16 protein-coding genes and 2 pseudogenes are annotated in these 14,932 nt (G+C 42.5%); 4 read left to right on the top strand and 14 right to left on the bottom strand.

Translation table 11 applies throughout. From position 1 onward, the window contains the following. Positions 1 to 200: 200 nt before the first annotated feature. The 13 genes and pseudogenes from tatC to BM329_RS14450 all read right to left on the bottom strand — a co-directional run. Positions 201 to 1,025, bottom strand: coding sequence for a Sec-independent protein translocase subunit TatC (gene tatC, locus BM329_RS08055; protein WP_092551405.1), 825 nt, complete (start codon positions 1,023 to 1,025; stop codon positions 201 to 203). Positions 1,026 to 1,067: 42 nt separating this feature from the next. After that, entirely contained in the window at positions 1,068 to 1,496 is a 429-nt protein-coding gene (gene tatB, locus BM329_RS08050; protein WP_092551402.1) for a Sec-independent protein translocase protein TatB, read from the bottom strand. Between the two features lie 3 nt (positions 1,497 to 1,499). Beyond that, positions 1,500 to 1,772, bottom strand: coding sequence for a Sec-independent protein translocase subunit TatA (tatA, locus tag BM329_RS08045; protein WP_092551399.1), 273 nt, complete (start codon positions 1,770 to 1,772; stop codon positions 1,500 to 1,502). 161 nt (positions 1,773 to 1,933) lie between these two features. Beyond that, entirely contained in the window at positions 1,934 to 3,571 is a 1,638-nt protein-coding gene (gene ubiB, locus BM329_RS08040; protein ID WP_092551396.1) for a ubiquinone biosynthesis regulatory protein kinase UbiB, read from the bottom strand. Then, the gene (locus BM329_RS08035; protein WP_092551393.1) at positions 3,558 to 4,241 is read right to left on the bottom strand and encodes a ubiquinone biosynthesis accessory factor UbiJ; all 684 of its coding nucleotides are present in this window, start codon (positions 4,239 to 4,241) and stop codon (positions 3,558 to 3,560) included. Before BM329_RS08035 ends, ubiB begins: the two co-directional genes overlap by 14 nt. 1 nt (position 4,242) lies before the next feature. Next, entirely contained in the window at positions 4,243 to 4,998 is a 756-nt protein-coding gene (ubiE, locus tag BM329_RS08030) for a bifunctional demethylmenaquinone methyltransferase/2-methoxy-6-polyprenyl-1,4-benzoquinol methylase UbiE (protein WP_092551390.1), read from the bottom strand. Positions 4,999 to 5,073: 75 nt separating this feature from the next. Further along, positions 5,074 to 5,316, bottom strand: a pseudogene (rmuC, locus tag BM329_RS08025) (DNA recombination protein RmuC); the annotation flags it as partial. Positions 5,317 to 5,384: 68 nt separating this feature from the next. Continuing rightward, complete coding sequence (locus tag BM329_RS08020) at positions 5,385 to 5,948, bottom strand: DedA family protein (protein ID WP_422643812.1); 564 nt, start codon at positions 5,946 to 5,948, stop codon at positions 5,385 to 5,387. A gap of 42 nt (positions 5,949 to 5,990) precedes the next feature. Beyond that, positions 5,991 to 6,773 (bottom strand): tyrosine-protein phosphatase, encoded by a 783-nt coding sequence (locus BM329_RS08015; RefSeq protein WP_092551384.1) that lies wholly within the window; start codon positions 6,771 to 6,773, stop codon positions 5,991 to 5,993. 220 nt (positions 6,774 to 6,993) lie between these two features. Continuing rightward, entirely contained in the window at positions 6,994 to 7,770 is a 777-nt protein-coding gene (gene udp / locus BM329_RS08010) for a uridine phosphorylase (RefSeq protein WP_177216219.1), read from the bottom strand. A 231-nt stretch (positions 7,771 to 8,001) separates the two neighbouring features. Further along, the gene (locus tag BM329_RS08005; protein ID WP_092551378.1) at positions 8,002 to 9,390 is read right to left on the bottom strand and encodes a GntP family permease; all 1,389 of its coding nucleotides are present in this window, start codon (positions 9,388 to 9,390) and stop codon (positions 8,002 to 8,004) included. A 277-nt stretch (positions 9,391 to 9,667) separates the two neighbouring features. Further along, on the bottom strand, positions 9,668 to 10,051 hold the full coding sequence (locus BM329_RS08000) for a YgiW/YdeI family stress tolerance OB fold protein (RefSeq protein ID WP_092551375.1): 384 nt from the start codon (positions 10,049 to 10,051) through the stop codon (positions 9,668 to 9,670). Between the two features lie 249 nt (positions 10,052 to 10,300). Next, a pseudogene (locus tag BM329_RS14450) lies at positions 10,301 to 10,405 on the bottom strand (IS5/IS1182 family transposase); the annotation flags it as partial. A gap of 226 nt (positions 10,406 to 10,631) precedes the next feature. Between BM329_RS14450 and BM329_RS07995 the strand changes: the two are divergent. Genes BM329_RS07995 through BM329_RS07985 form a run of 3 tightly spaced genes read left to right on the top strand, consistent with a single transcriptional unit; the run spans position 10,632 to position 12,929 of the window. Continuing rightward, positions 10,632 to 11,333 (top strand): amino acid ABC transporter permease, encoded by a 702-nt coding sequence (locus BM329_RS07995; RefSeq protein ID WP_092551372.1) that lies wholly within the window; start codon positions 10,632 to 10,634, stop codon positions 11,331 to 11,333. Then, positions 11,311 to 12,075: an amino acid ABC transporter ATP-binding protein gene (locus BM329_RS07990; protein ID WP_092551369.1), complete on the top strand. Its 765-nt coding sequence runs from the start codon at positions 11,311 to 11,313 to the stop codon at positions 12,073 to 12,075. Before BM329_RS07995 ends, BM329_RS07990 begins: the two co-directional genes overlap by 23 nt. A gap of 53 nt (positions 12,076 to 12,128) precedes the next feature. After that, positions 12,129 to 12,929, top strand: coding sequence for an amino acid ABC transporter substrate-binding protein (locus BM329_RS07985; protein ID WP_092551366.1), 801 nt, complete (start codon positions 12,129 to 12,131; stop codon positions 12,927 to 12,929). A gap of 95 nt (positions 12,930 to 13,024) precedes the next feature. Here BM329_RS07985 and rraB read toward each other — a convergent pair whose 3' ends face one another. Then, positions 13,025 to 13,450 carry a ribonuclease E inhibitor RraB gene (rraB, locus tag BM329_RS07980; protein ID WP_092551363.1) on the bottom strand — a complete coding sequence of 142 codons (426 nt, stop codon included), beginning with the start codon at positions 13,448 to 13,450 and terminating at the stop codon, positions 13,025 to 13,027. Positions 13,451 to 13,683: 233 nt separating this feature from the next. On the opposite strand from rraB, the gene argF reads away from it, so the two are divergent. Beyond that, positions 13,684 to 14,697, top strand: coding sequence for an ornithine carbamoyltransferase (gene argF / locus BM329_RS07970; RefSeq protein ID WP_092551357.1), 1,014 nt, complete (start codon positions 13,684 to 13,686; stop codon positions 14,695 to 14,697). The last annotated feature ends 235 nt before the right edge of the window (positions 14,698 to 14,932 follow it).

Genomic DNA, 14,932 nt, shown 5'->3' with positions numbered 1-14,932 from the left:
AAGGCCGGAAATCTGAGAGGATCCATGCTTCACCTCTCAATTTCAGCACGGTGCCAAGGGCTAAGTGATTGGGATGCGCTCATTACATTCTCCTAATATAAAACTCAGCAACAATACACTGAGTTAATAGCCATCGCTCTTTACTAATGATATCAATATCATCAACCAGTTAGCGATAAACACAAATAGCCGAAACCGGATTATTTTTTTAGATCATCACTGATATCACGCTCTGGTTCATCGTCCAGGTTGTCTGATTTACATTTACCTGATTTACCTGATTTACCTGATTTACCTGATTTACCTGATTTACCAATATAGAATTGAGAAAGCAATATCCCTAATTCAAATAACAAATACATAGGAATAGCCAGCAAAGTTTGCGAGAAAACATCGGGTGGGGTTAACAACATACCAACCACGAACGCTCCTACCAAGATATAAGGGCGTTTTCTTTTCAGTGATTCTGGTGTTACTACCCCACTCCAGCACAACAAAATAATGGCAATCGGTACTTCAAATGAAATACCAAAAGCCATAAATAACGCCATGACAAAGCTCAGGTAATTACTGATATCTGTCGAAATCACAACCCCGATTGGCACTGTTTTAATAAAAAAACCAAACGCAATGGGAAAAACCACAAAATAAGCGAATGCCATTCCTATATAAAACAATAAACTGCTGGAAAATAGTAAAGGCATAATCAGGCGACGCTCATGCTTATACAACGCCGGAGCAACAAATGCCCATACTTGATAAAGGATCATCGGTGCCGAAACAAAAATAGACACCATAATGGTCAGTTTTATTGGTGTAAAGAAAGGTGAAGCAACATCCGTCGCAATCATATTTGCACCTTCAGGCAATTGTTCCATTAAAGGTGCAGCAATAAGACGATAAATGTCATTGGAAAAGTAAACCAATGCCAAAAAAACCACCAGCACAGTAATTAAGCTATTTAAAATCCGCTTACGCAGCTCAATCAGATGGCTGATAAGAGGTTGGGTGTTATCCACAGACATGTTTTAGTGTTTGCCCTTTGCTTGTTCAGGAGATTCATTTTGTTACGGCTTTAGCGTGGGCTCTGATTGCTCAGAATCCAACGGTTCTGAAAGCGGAAGTTTTACAGTCGGCGGAGAAACAGAAGAGTGAAAATGGGTTTCATCTTCCTCCAGTTCCTTAACTTCATCCGGCCTTAGCTGATAAGTGTTTTTCAACGATTCAGCCGCTTCTCTCAGTTCCTCCATTGATGCCTTCAATTCTGGAGACAACGACTGCATATCCGCTTTTTCTTCCATTTTTTTTAGGCTCTCCTGAAGCTCTTGCAATTTCAGTTCTTGGGCTAGTTCATTTTGGACATTAGCCGCCAAAGAGCGCAATGCCCGTATCCACCCAACCACTGTTTTAACTGCAATAGGCAAACGTTCTGGTCCCAGAACAACCAAGCCAATAATCATCACCAGCAGCAGTTCACTAAAACCAATGTCAAACACTGTTTATACCTGCTCTTTATTCTTGCTCTCTGATTTTTCAGATTGTGCAACAATGGGCTTTTCAGCGATATTTTTGGTTTCGAAATCGGCATCATGGCTATTTTTTTCAGCCTGATCCAGTTTTTCACTTTTTTCATCATCATCGCTAATTGACTTTTTGAAGCCTTTGATTGAAGCTCCTAAATCTGAACCCAAAGTACGAAGCTTATTAGTACCGAACAGCAATACGACAATGACAGCAATAATGAGCAATTGCCAAATACTTATACCACCCATACTGATTTACCTCTATTCATCGAAATACCACTAATAATTTCATTATAAACGACAAACTTTATGTTCGAAAATAATGCAATCATACCAAGTGTAGTGACAAAGAAACCTTATACGTACTTTTAACCTTTAATGAGGTTTAGATTTCATTTACATTTTAATTATTACTGACGTTTGTTTAACTTACGCCATCCCAATATCCACGATACAATTCCGGTACCCATCAATCCCCATGATAAATGTTCCTGCCCTGTGATAAAAAACAGGCTACCGCAAATAAACAATGTTGCCCCAATCCCCAGTAAATAAAGCGACTTACGCTGTTTAACCTGCTGGTTTTTGAACTGTTGTGATATTTGGTCAATACTCATCTGTAAATATCGGTGTTGCTGAAGTGTGCCATATACTAATTCAGGCAGTTCCGGTAATTTCTCCACCCAATAGGGGGCTTTTTCTTTAAAAGCACGAAAAATGGCTGGTATTCCGACCTGACTATGCAGCCAATCTTCCAAAAACGGTTTTGCTGTTTTCCATAAATCAAGTTGGGGATAAAGCTGGCGTCCCAACCCTTCAACATACAATAGTGTTTTTTGCAGCAAGACCAATTGAGGCTGAATAGCCATATTAAAACGGCGGGCGGTATTGAAGAGATTCAATAAAACATGCCCAAATGAGATTTCAGCCAGCGGCTTTTCAAAAATCGGCTCACAAACAGTACGGATAGCGAATTCGAAGTCCTCCACATTAGTATCAGCAGGAATCCAGCCGGAATCAACATGTAGCTCAGCCACCCGACGATAATCACGATTGAAGAAAGCAATGAAATTTTCCGCCAGATAGCGTTTATCGTCTTTATTCAAAGAACCCACTATACCGTAATCAATACCGATATAAGTCGGATCTTCCGGATTTTCATAACTGACAAAGATATTACCCGGGTGCATATCAGCATGAAAAAAGCTATCGCGAAATACTTGGGTGAAAAATACCTGAACACCACGCTCAGCCAATAATTTCATATTCGTGTTATGTGCCTTCAGAGCCGTAACATCAGACACAGGAATGCCGTAAATTCGCTCCATGACCAATACATTTTCCCGACAATAATCAGGATAAACTTCCGGCACATAAAGCATCGAGCTATCTTCAAAGTTCCGACGCAATTGAATCGCATTTGCGGTTTCACGCAACAAATTCAACTCATCAAGCAACGTTTTCTCGTATTCACGCACGACTTCACGTGGCCGAAGACGACGACCATCAGGTAACAAAGGCACTAAGTTTGCCAAACGATACATTAACCGTATATCCGCTTTGATAACAGGCAGGATATCTGGGCGAATGACTTTCAGAACGACTTCTTTGCCATTCTCTTTCAAACGGGCGGTATGTACTTGAGCAATGGATGCCGAAGCCAATGGTTCCGGGTCAAAATTCTCAAACCACGTTTCCAGAGAACCTTCTAATGCAGTTTCAATTGATTTTCGTGCCACCTCACCATCAAAGGAAACGACCCGATCTTGCAACATCGATAGTTGATCAGCAATCGCAGTAGGAAACAAATCCCGGCGAGTAGAGAGCATTTGACCAAACTTGATCCATACTGGGCCTAGTTCTTGCAGCGCCAAACGCAGACGCTCACCAAGTGGTTTGTCCTTGTGCTGATTGGATATCCAAAACAGGAAATAGCGCCCGAAACGTAAGGGCCATGTCAGACGAATATTAGGAATAAGTTCGTCCAGACCATAAGAAAGAAAAATTCTGATAATGAAGTAAAGCCGTTTGATTTCACTGGGTGTCATGTTTTCCCTCCAGTGCTGCCAACCGTTTTTCGATTTGAGTCAACTCATTGGCGACAGCATTGACCTCTTCACTGAAATAAACCATTTCCAACGCACTTGGAGACATTTTCCATTCTTCTGTCAATGATTCAGTGAAATAAGCCTTCTTCCTTACAACTGTATTACTGGCAAACTTAATACCTTTCTTCATCATCCGGCTGATCCCTTCTGAGACAATATCACCAAGATAGGGAGAAAGGTAATGGGCGGGATCCCACTCCGACATATCCAACAATGCTGCCCATTGTTGAATAACCTGCATATCTCCCTCAATAACAATTTCTCCACTGTTAATCAGCGCTGAAAGACATTGGCGATCCCGCAATTTAAGTATTGCCGGTATTGTCGCTTTCATTGAGCAATCCGTAGGTTCCGGCCATTGACTCAAAACATCCACTTGTTTTTCACTAAATATCAGCACTAATGGTGCTTCAATTTCTTTCAATTCGATAGACAGTGTTTTTCCCACCAATCTCAAACGGGCGGGCCTTAATACGGCTTCACGGTACAATAGATGATTCAGAGTCGTTTCCAGAAAGGCTGCCAGAATCGGAAACAACACCTTATCCTTCAATACCATTGAGTTGGATACCGCAGAATTCACACTATGGCTTGATAAGGGTGTTTCCATTTCAGAATTTGAATCCTTTATGCAGTGCAACGATCCCCCCTGTCATATTGCTATAAGAGACTTGATCAAAACCCGCTTCTTCCATCATGCCTTTTAACATTTCCTGATCAGGGTGCATACGAATAGATTCAGTCAGATAACGGTAGCTATCTGCATCTTTGACAATCAATTGACCAATTCGAGGTAAAATATGGAATGAATAAGCATCATAAACCTTGCTCAACGCTGCCAGTATAGGTTTGGAGAATTCCAGAACCAATAAGCGTCCGCCTGGTTTAAGCACTCGGTACATTGAGCGCAGCGCTTTTTCTTTATCTGTGACATTACGTAAGCCAAAAGAGATGGTAATACAGTCAAAATAATTATCCGGGAAAGGTAATACTTCTGCATTGGCCTGAACATAATTGACATTGCCCACGATGCCGATATCACGTAATTTTTCGCGCCCGACTTTCAACATTGAGTCGTTAATGTCTGCTAAAACAACCTGGCCTCGCTCACCTACAATACGGGAAAATTTTGCCGCCAGATCGCCAGTCCCGCCAGCCAGATCAAGAACCTTATGACCTCGGCGGACACCACTTGCCTCAATAGTGAAACGCTTCCAAATTCGATGAATCCCAAATGACATCAAATCATTCATCAAGTCATATTTTACGGCTACAGAATGAAACACCTCTGCCACCATCTCTTTTTTTTCTTCTTTGGCTACGGTGCGGAAACCAAAATCAGTGGTTTCTTTTGATTGATCTGCCATGTTAATTGTCCGCTTTTTATTCAAAAAAATTTATAGCAAGTGTATCAGCCTTTCGGATAAAACCCTATCCAGACTTCACTCATTAACCTGCAGTGATTGGAAAGATTTCTCAATCAACTGCGAATCAATAGGACGCTTCACATCTACACCTAAATCACGGAATCCTTCGGCTTAGCTAACCAGATTACCTCGTCCCTCGACCAGTTTTTTCATTGCAAAACTGTAATCTGCTTGTGCTTTATTGAGGCTCTGCCCCAGCCCTTGCATATCATCTACAAACAACTGCATTTTGTCATACATTCTGGCGGCTTTATCAGCTTTTGTTCAAAAATACAATTAGCAAGCTTTGGCTATTTGCAAAGCGGCTCGCAATTACTCCATCTGCCTTATCCCATCCATTCAGTCAGCCAGTGCAGACCAAACGCTCCCGGCGCTAAAATACCGAATGCCCAGATTAATGCAGATGTAAAATTAGCAAGCTGAAAATGACGTTGAGGCATGGCACAAATACCCGCTACCAACGGCACCGCTGCCCTTAGAGGGCCAAAGAACCGCCCAATGAACACTCCCCAAACGCCCCAACGTTCAAAAAATTGATGGCCGCGAATCAACGTTTGAGGGTGACGAGAGAGTGGCCACATTTTGCCGACATTTTCTTTGTAGCGGAAACCAAACCAGTAAGAAAGCCAATCACCAAAAAAGGCTCCCGCTGCTGCGGCTATCCATATTGGCCAGAAATTCAATCCACTTTCACCAATCAATGCCCCCAATCCCAACAAAATAATTGTTGCTGGCAACAGTAAGGAAATGAATGCGAGTGATTCACCAAATGCAAGAAGGAAAATAATCGGAATCGCCCAAACTTCATGGGCTTTTACAAAGTTGGTGATCAGTTCAATGGTTTCATGCAGGTTCACACTAGTCTTTCCTGTGTTATCAGTGTCTGCCATAGGTTAGCGCTGTACTACCAAACCAATGCTAACCTGGCATTTTTATTCAAGAAAATAGGCCTGTAGCTTTTCACGGGCTGCAATATCAAGTCCGATATCTTTTTCCAGCCAAATATCCACACTGCCATAATGTTGATTAATACTATTCAGGGCTTTTAGCAAAAACTCTTCTCTGACCGAATAAACATAAGCAAATTTTTCAACTATATTTTCACTCATGCTTTTTGCGTGTTCATTCAATAAATAGTCTCGGTATGGAGCCAGCGTGACATTAGTCAGCAAATAATCCTCCATCACCGTATCCAAATCGGCACCCAATGCCAATAAGACCAACGCAGAGCCAACCCCCGTTCTATCCTTACCGACCGCACAGTGTTGTACAATCCCGCCTTTTTCTGGTTGCAGCAATAAGGTGGCTAGTGTTTTATAAGCTGGGTTATTGAGCGGTAGCAATTCATACAGACGCGACATAAATACTTTCGCATCGAATTGTTCCAGTATCTCCTTATCCAGTTTATCCAGATTAGCATCTACTTCTTTAGAAAGCGGATTAGCCGGAGCGTGATGGTAATGTGCGCCATGCCATACCTGATCTGGTTTATCCATAATCTCACTGCTATCACGATAATCGATGATCTGAAAAAGGTTTTGATCCACTAGAATAGCCTGATCGTTTTCTGTCAGTCTGTCCAATGAACCGGAACGAAATAATAGCCCTGACTTGATCTTAGCGCCATTATTCAGCGTCTTGTTGCCTAAATCACGAAAGTTAATGCCGCCATTCAACGGAAGAAGTGAAGGATGGAGTAGAAATGTTGTGGTCATAATCACTCTTGCAATGTAATAAATAATGTTGTAAAAACAGATGGTTATTGATATTACTGGATTAGATTAATAATTATTGGCGCACAACAGCCATTACGCAAATAATCATTAATACAAAACATTATGACATTATCAGATTTTAGAATGAAAGAAAGAGAAGATCGCAAAAACAGCAGGGCCGGAATATTCCGGCCCTTAACAGAATCACTTGATAAAAGTATTACAGCAAGCATCGAGCAGCTTCGACAACAATCCCCAAGGCATTGCTTTCTGTTTTCTTCAATAACTCAGCATCCGGTATTTCTTGTTGAGTACGATTAACAATAACACCTGCTACCATACCAGCACGCAGCCCCTGGCTTGCACACATTGTCAGCAATGTTGCTGATTCCATCTCAAAGTTCATTACACCCATTTCCTGCCACTCTTTCATGGAACCCTGGAAGCGACGGACAACACGGCCTGAATAAGTATCGTAACGCTCCTGCCCTGGGTAGAAGGTATCAGAAGATGCCGTCACACCAACATGAGTTGTAATACCGGATGATTTTGCTGCTTCATACAGAGCATTTGTACACTCAAAATCAGCCACGGCTGGGAATTCCATTGGAGCAAAGTGCAAGCTGGCACCATCTAAACGGACTGCGGCAGTTGTCACCAATACATCCCCTACATTGATGTGTGGCTGGATTGCACCAGTTGTACCGATACGCAAGAAAGTACGCACTCCCAACTGGGCAAGTTCTTCCACCACAATCGACGTTGAAGGGCCGCCGATACCCGTAGAGCAGACAATAACGGCTTTTCCGTCTATTTCTGCACGCCATGTTGTAAATTCACGATGAGAGGCCAGATGTACTGGGTTACCCATCAATCGTGCTATTTTTTCAACACGGTTAGGATCGCCTGGCACAATTGCCAGAGTCGCACCTCGCAGATCGCTTTTAGTGATACCTAAGTGAAATACATCGGACATATCTAACTCCTCAACGGCCATGATTCAAAATATGGATACCTAAATTTAGTCAATACTCTGACATTTTTTAGTGATTAAAATCACTTTTAATTTATACAGATAAGAAACACATACATATATTCGTGATAAAAATCACAAATAAAAAAGAAAATAATGTGGTGAGTGTAATGCGGCAATGAAAACAATGTTCGAAGAACAATCACAAAGTCAGAAAACAGAAAAAACGCCCTTTACAGAGCGCTATTGCATGGATTACATCACAAGATTGAGAAGCAATACACCACACAGCCCAATCCCCCACGCAATTGTGGTAGGAATTGACCAGACGATAATCTGTTGCCTCACATTTTTAATGCCCATCATCCGGTTAACCACCCAGAAAAAACAATCATTGAAGTAGCTAAAAAACAGTGTTCCCATCACCGCAGCCTGAGCCGCTACCAACATATTAATGTCCGGTATCTGCTTGATAACCGGGGCTGAAATAGAAGCTGCGGTAATCATTGCTACCGTGCCAGAACCTTGGATTATGCGGATTAGTGTCGCAATGATAAATGGAATCAAGACTGGTGTTATTGGCAAGCTGGCAATATATTGCGCCAATATCGTTCCCGTCGAACTTTCATTTAACACAGCCCCCAATGCGCCTCCAGCCCCTGACACCAACAAAATAATACCTACAGTCTTCAACCCTTCCTCTAAATGTTCAATCACTTCGTGTTTGCTGGCTTTTGGAATGAGCGTATAAATAGCCAATAAAACACTGATTGCCAGCGCGATAATTGGTGAACCAAGGAACCCAAAAATCTGAAAATAGAAATCGTTTTCTTTCCCGGCAAAGATATCGGTTTTCAATAGCAAGCCATTAATTACACCGGCCAAAATAAGAACAATAGGCACAACAATAGGCAAAAGAGACAAAAATAAGCTCGGTAGTGATTTGTTAGATTTTTCTTCCATATAACGTTGATGAACTTGTTGCAAATTTTCTGCATTTTCTTCTGTATCATCAAGCTGGTATTCAGGATATTTAGTCTCCAACCACTTTGCATAGCAGGTAATACCTATAACACATGGAACGGCCAGTATCATACCTGCCAGCATCATTGAGCCTATACTCACTCCGAATATCCCTGCCACACCAAGCGGTCCCGGGGTCGGGGGAACAATGTGGTGAGTCACTACCAGCCCTCCCGCCAGTGATACCCCCAGCGTCAATACATTGCGTTTACCTTTCTTTGCTAATGCTTTCACCAGCGGATAGAGGATCACAAAAGCCGAATTAACAAATATAGGGATACTGACAATATAACCGGTGATCGCCAGTGCCCATTCTTCACGCCGTTTACCCAGCCATTTTATCAAGCTATAAGCGATCCGTTCAGTTGCGCCGGACACTTCCAATATCCGGCCCATCATGCTCCCTAATCCAATTACAATGCCGATACTACCTAATGTTGAACCAAATCCTTTGGTGATCACTTCGACAGCATTGCTCATAGTTAAGCCGCCAGAAGTCCCAGCAATTATCGCAGCAATCAACATGGCAAGCAGTACATGAATACGAGTACGCAAGACCAGAAAAATCAGCGTAAATACCGCCACTCCCAATCCAATAATTGGAATGTAAAACTCCACCATAAAACCCCATTTCAATCTGTATTATTGGCGATAAATGCACGAATGACATCGCTGAAAGGATAACTGCAGAACCAAATGGGTATGATCCTTAAAAAGCAATGAATTTAGCTATTTTCAATATGTTAATATATCCATAAAATCAGTCACATTAAACCCTGCCTTCACGTCAATAATATGTTCATTTACTTAATTTTGGTTTTTGTCATTATGGTTAAACACCCGACTCCCAGAAAGCAAAAAACCCCGCGAGTGCGGGGCTGTATTCAAATTACTTGAGTTATTTCATGATGCGGATAGTTTTGACATCAATTTCAACACTGTTCCAGTCTTTGTCCACTTCACCTTCGATGCGAACTTTGTCAGTTGGAGTGGCCGTCAGACCCATCCAGCGCTTGTCATCAATGTCGACATAAACAGAACCACTGTTATCCCTGAATTCATAGAGTTCGTGACCAACCTGTTTAACAATGTTACCTTCCAAAACGACCCATGCATCATCACGAAAAGATTTTGCCTGAGCAACACTAGTCAGGTTGGGAGTTGGGCCTTTAAATCCACCCTGTGTGTAGTCTGTACTGTCCGGGGAAACGAAACCACCCTGCTGTGCCAAAGCACCAAAAGAAAGGGTACCGATAATGAGAGCAATCAGAGTTTTTTTCATAACTTTCTCTTTGATTATGCTAAAAAAACCCGCACTTGCGAGGTTTGGATATTTAATAAATTTTGTGACATTACTATCACTCTTGTCACGATACACAGGCTTTTGTAATTACGCAACTTTATTAAGGATTTATTTTTACGCACATTTATCTGACTCCAACATAACCCCTGAAACCAGCAAGACACCCTCATTAAATGACTAATATTTTCCTGTGAAATATAGGGCATGTTGATGTTTTATATTCACAAATCAATCAAACCACATAGGTAGCCAGACAATGATAAACGTCAGTGCTAACATGCTGGCATCATTTCGTTCTAATTTATAATATCTCGTTGCTATAGCACGAAAATTGTTCCAATAACCTGGTGAAACACCCGCTCCCCCAAGATAAAGGTACGGCCTTGTTATTTATTATAATTATACTTCTTGCCACATTTATCAATATAACCAACCCTACCTAAAGTTCTAAGCTATAACTTTCTTGTATATAGCGTTCACCTTTTCTTGCCATATCATCATTTAAACAACCCTATAAAAAATAAACATATTCTTGATATCAATCGATTAGGAAGGTTTTATGACCCCATCATGGCTCAGTTTAGCGCTGGATTCCCTGTGGCCGATGCTTTACGCTGGCCTGACATTCACTATTCCCCTCACTCTAATTACATTCGCACTTGGGATCTCGTTGGGGTTTATCGTTGCTTTAATCAGGCTATATGGCCCTAAGCCTCTGGTTGCAGTAGTGCGGTTTTATGTCTGGCTGATTCGCGGCACACCGTTGTTGGTTCAACTATTTTTGATTTTCTACGCCCTGCCCAGCATGGGCATTACTTTAGAAGCATTCACCTCCGCCGTTATCGGTTTTACCCTGAATGTCGGTGCCTATACTTCCGAAGTGATCCGCGCCGCGTTGATTTCTGTCCCCAAAGGGCAATGGGAAGCCTCCCACTCTATCGGCATGAGTTGGTGGCAATCACTGCGTCGGATTATTCTGCCACAAGCGGCACGGGTTTCTATTCCCCCCTTGTCCAATACCTTTATTTCGCTGGTAAAAGACACTTCGCTGGCTTCCGTCATTACCGTGCCAGAGATGTTCCTTGCGGCACAACGTATTGCTGCTGTGACTTATCAACCGCTAATTCTGTATACCGAAGCCGCCATTCTCTATCTCCTTTTGAGTTCGGTGTTATCCGCGCTGCAAGTCCGGTTGGAAAAGAAATTCGCCCAGCAAAATAGCAATAAGGAAGTCAAAGATGATTCAGCTCACCAACATTGAAAAAAGTTTCGGCGGGCAAACAGTGCTGAAAAACATCAGCCTGACAATTAAGGAAGGCAGTCTGACAGCACTGATTGGCCCTTCAGGCAGTGGTAAAAGTACTTTGCTGCGCTGCATTAATCTGTTGGAAATCCCGCAGGCGGGCAAGCTGGAGCTTGGCAAAGAAAAAATTACGTTTAATGGTAAGGAGCGGCTGCCACATCGTGAAATCCAGCGCTTTAGCCTGCAGACGGGCATGGTATTCCAGAATTTCCAGCTTTTCCCACATCTGACAGTAATTGAAAACATTATGGAAGGGCTGATTTGGGTACAGAAATGGCCACGCGAACTCGCCAGAGAAAGAGCGTTTGAGCTGCTGAAAAAAGTCGGGATGTCTCACAAGGCGGATGTTTGGCCCAGTACTTTATCAGGTGGCCAGCAACAGCGTGTAGCAATCGCCAGAGCGATGGCACCTTCACCCAAAGTGTTACTGTGTGATGAACCGACTTCGGCGCTTGATCCTGAATTATCCAAAGAAGTGGTTTCGGTTTTGAAACATTTGGCCGAAGAAGGCACAACCATGTTAATGGCAACGCATGATTTGCGGTTAGCAGCTAATCTTGCCCATGATGTTGTGTTTCTGGAATCCGGTGAGATTATTGAGTCCGGCACGGCAAAAACCATTTTCACACGTCCCGGTAAGGTGCGTACTGGCGAGTTTACCTCAACCCTGACAGAAACCTTGCCGGACTGGGAAATATAACGGGCAGTCATACTGAATATCAGCAAGATTATTTATGCGGAGAAACACAATTTATGCGGAAAAACATAGCGAAAAAACTTTTAAGTCTGTTACTGGCGAGCGCGACTGCCCTGGCTATTTCTGCCCCAAGCTATGCCGGCAAGGATTTTGACACTATAAAAGCCTCCGGTGTCTTTAAGATTGGTACAGAAGGGACTTATCCTCCTTTTACCTATCACGATGCCAGCAACAAACTGACCGGCTTTGATGTGGATATCGCACGGGAAATCGCCCGGCGTTTGAACGTCAAACCGGAATTTATGGAAGTAAAATGGGATGGATTAATCGCAGGGCTGGATGCAAAACGTTTTGATGCGGTTATCAATCAAGTTGGCATCACCCCAGAACGGGCAGCGAAATACAGTTTCTCTATTCCTTATACAACGTCTCAGGTGGTATTAATCACCCGTGATAACAACAGTAATATTAAAACATTCGCGGATATTAAAGGTAAACGCTCAGCTCAATCTCTGATCAGTAACTACGGCCAATTGGCAACCTTTTATGGCGCTGATTTAGTCAGCACGGATGGTTTTAATCAGGCCATTGATTTGGTCGTCACCGGACGCGCTGATGCCACATTGAATGATCGCCTGTCATTCCTCGACTTCAAAAAACAGCGCCCTAATGCACCAGTAAAAATCGTCGCCCGGCAAGCAAATGCCAGTCAATCAGCCGTATTGCTGCGCAAAAGTGATATTGAACTCGCAGAAGCCATTAATAAGGCTCTGCAAGAGATGAAAGATGACGGCACCTATGCCCGCATCTCCGAGAAGTATTTTGGAGTGGATATTTGTGACTGCTCCCCACCGTAAAGAGGGTTTACGGCGGATTTTGAACTTGCTCGTCAATTCAATCAGCCCCACCGTTCAAGTGGGGCATTCGATCTTAATGTGATGTTCGAAACATCTTAGTGAAGTCTTGGCTCATCTTCTTCTGGTGGGAAGAGATCACCGTTATCATCTTCATCATCCGATACATTGGGATCTTCAAAATACGTCCCCCAACCATCGTAATTCACACCCATTTTTTCAGCCAGATCCAGCAGTTGTTCAACCTGCGTATTGATCAAGTCAGCCTCCAGACGGCTTTCGCTAATCACATCACAACACATCAGAACAACACCATCTTCTGTTTCCAGCTCTTCCGCATCCGTTACTTCATAATCTAACTTAAATGCTTCAAGTGCTGCTTTTTCCAGTTGATCGAAATTTTCCGCCGAAAAGTGGTGCTCAATAATATAAAGCGCTTCAGGATCGCTGCCATCTTCCAATAATTCTTCGATGATCAAACGAGTTTCTTCACGCTGTTCTTCTAAAGCATGTGGGTCTGCCATGCCTATCCCCTCCGTCAGTTGGCTCTCCTGCTTTGCATTCTCCCATCTTTTCTAAACAAAGGATATATCTATCTCCTTTTGTCCAAAGAGAAATACAAACCATAATCGACTGATTCATCAGTCGTCTTAATACCATCACCCTTACAAACACCAAAGTCAGGGCTTGCAATTGAATTTTTAATCGGTATATATTGAATATAAATTCAATATTGCACTCATGGAGTCCATGCATAATGAATCCGTTTTTTCAACGCTCAATACTAAGACTGCTCGATATTACTCCTATAGAAATTAATACTCTTTTAACACTTGGCAAAAAATTAAAAGCGAATAAAAAATCAGGAAAAGAGCTTCCTTTACTTGCAGGAAAAAATATAGCCCTTATTTTTGAAAAAGACTCAACCCGTACACGCTGTGCATTTGAAGTTGCCGCTCATGATCAAGGTGCCAGTGTTACCTATTTAAGCACAAGTGGCAGCCAAATCGGGCACAAAGAATCCATCAAAGATACTGCGCGAGTGCTTGGCCGCCTATATGATGGAATACAATATCGTGGCTACGGGCAACACATCGTCGAAACACTGGCGCAATACGCAGGTGTTCCGGTTTGGAATGGATTGACCGATGAATTCCACCCGACCCAACTGCTGGCTGATTTACTCACAATGCAGGAGCACAGCCAAAAACTGCTATCTGAAATCAAATTTGCCTATTTGGGCGATGCCCGCAACAACATGGGCAATACTATGCTTGAAGCAGCTGCATTAACGGGTATGGATCTCTGTTTAATCGCTCCAAAAGCGTGCTGGCCAGAAGCAGATTTGGTTGCAGGATGCCAAAAACTGGCAGAAAAAACTGGCGGTCAGATCATTCTGACAGAAGATATTGAACAAGGTGTAAAAGAAGCTGATTTTCTGTATACCGATGTTTGGGTATCAATGGGAGAGCCTAAATCAGTCTGGCAAGAACGCATTGCATTGCTGAAACCTTATCAGGTCAATATGGATGTTGTGGAAATGACCGGTAATCCAGAGGTGAAATTCCTGCATTGCCTGCCCGCTTTTCATAATGAAGAAACCACACTCGGCAAGCAACTGGCAGAAGAATTCAATTTATATGGCGGATTAGAAGTGACCAATGACGTGTTTGAATCGAAACACAGCATTGTGTTTGATCAGGCTGAGAACCGTATGCATACCATTAAGGCGTTAATGGTGGCAACAATGGTGCAAAATCTAGTTTTATAATTGTTGATTCATATTGTGTCCGTTCATACTGCAAAAATTAAATGCAAATATCTCCAACTCACTTGAATCCTGCATTCTTAAGTGAATGCAACTATGTCACATGGCTCAATGACAAGAAAGCGCAGGAAGAGATTGGTATTTATTCTTGAAAGACAATGGGTATAGGATAATCTCGACAAGAATTCAGGCAATGAACAACTTGTAGAAATTATAAAGGCGGATAAATCAGTTTCCC

It is taken from the genome of Xenorhabdus koppenhoeferi, from assembly GCF_900116635.1.
Taxonomy (GTDB): Bacteria; Pseudomonadota; Gammaproteobacteria; order Enterobacterales; family Enterobacteriaceae; genus Xenorhabdus; species Xenorhabdus koppenhoeferi.
This window is presented reverse-complemented; position numbering and strand designations above follow the sequence as displayed.

Excerpts from the sequence above, each read along its gene's own strand:
- tatC (WP_092551405.1), bottom strand. The coding sequence starts at position 1,025 with ATGTCTGTGGATAACACCCAACCTCTTATCAGCCATCTGATTGAGCTG.
- tatA (WP_092551399.1), bottom strand. The coding sequence starts at position 1,772 with ATGGGTGGTATAAGTATTTGGCAATTGCTCATTATTGCTGTCATTGTC.
- ubiB (WP_092551396.1), bottom strand. The coding sequence starts at position 3,571 with ATGACACCCAGTGAAATCAAACGGCTTTACTTCATTATCAGAATTTTT.
- BM329_RS08035 (WP_092551393.1), bottom strand. The coding sequence starts at position 4,241 with ATGGAAACACCCTTATCAAGCCATAGTGTGAATTCTGCGGTATCCAAC.
- ubiE (WP_092551390.1), bottom strand. The coding sequence starts at position 4,998 with ATGGCAGATCAATCAAAAGAAACCACTGATTTTGGTTTCCGCACCGTA.
- BM329_RS08020 (WP_422643812.1), bottom strand. The coding sequence starts at position 5,948 with ATGGCAGACACTGATAACACAGGAAAGACTAGTGTGAACCTGCATGAA.
- BM329_RS08015 (WP_092551384.1), bottom strand. The coding sequence starts at position 6,773 with ATGACCACAACATTTCTACTCCATCCTTCACTTCTTCCGTTGAATGGC.
- udp (WP_177216219.1), bottom strand. The coding sequence starts at position 7,770 with ATGGCCGTTGAGGAGTTAGATATGTCCGATGTATTTCACTTAGGTATC.
- BM329_RS08005 (WP_092551378.1), bottom strand. The coding sequence starts at position 9,390 with ATGGTGGAGTTTTACATTCCAATTATTGGATTGGGAGTGGCGGTATTT.
- BM329_RS08000 (WP_092551375.1), bottom strand. The coding sequence starts at position 10,051 with ATGAAAAAAACTCTGATTGCTCTCATTATCGGTACCCTTTCTTTTGGT.
- BM329_RS07995 (WP_092551372.1), top strand. The coding sequence starts at position 10,632 with ATGACCCCATCATGGCTCAGTTTAGCGCTGGATTCCCTGTGGCCGATG.
- BM329_RS07990 (WP_092551369.1), top strand. The coding sequence starts at position 11,311 with ATGATTCAGCTCACCAACATTGAAAAAAGTTTCGGCGGGCAAACAGTG.
- BM329_RS07985 (WP_092551366.1), top strand. The coding sequence starts at position 12,129 with ATGCGGAAAAACATAGCGAAAAAACTTTTAAGTCTGTTACTGGCGAGC.
- rraB (WP_092551363.1), bottom strand. The coding sequence starts at position 13,450 with ATGGCAGACCCACATGCTTTAGAAGAACAGCGTGAAGAAACTCGTTTG.
- argF (WP_092551357.1), top strand. The coding sequence starts at position 13,684 with ATGAATCCGTTTTTTCAACGCTCAATACTAAGACTGCTCGATATTACT.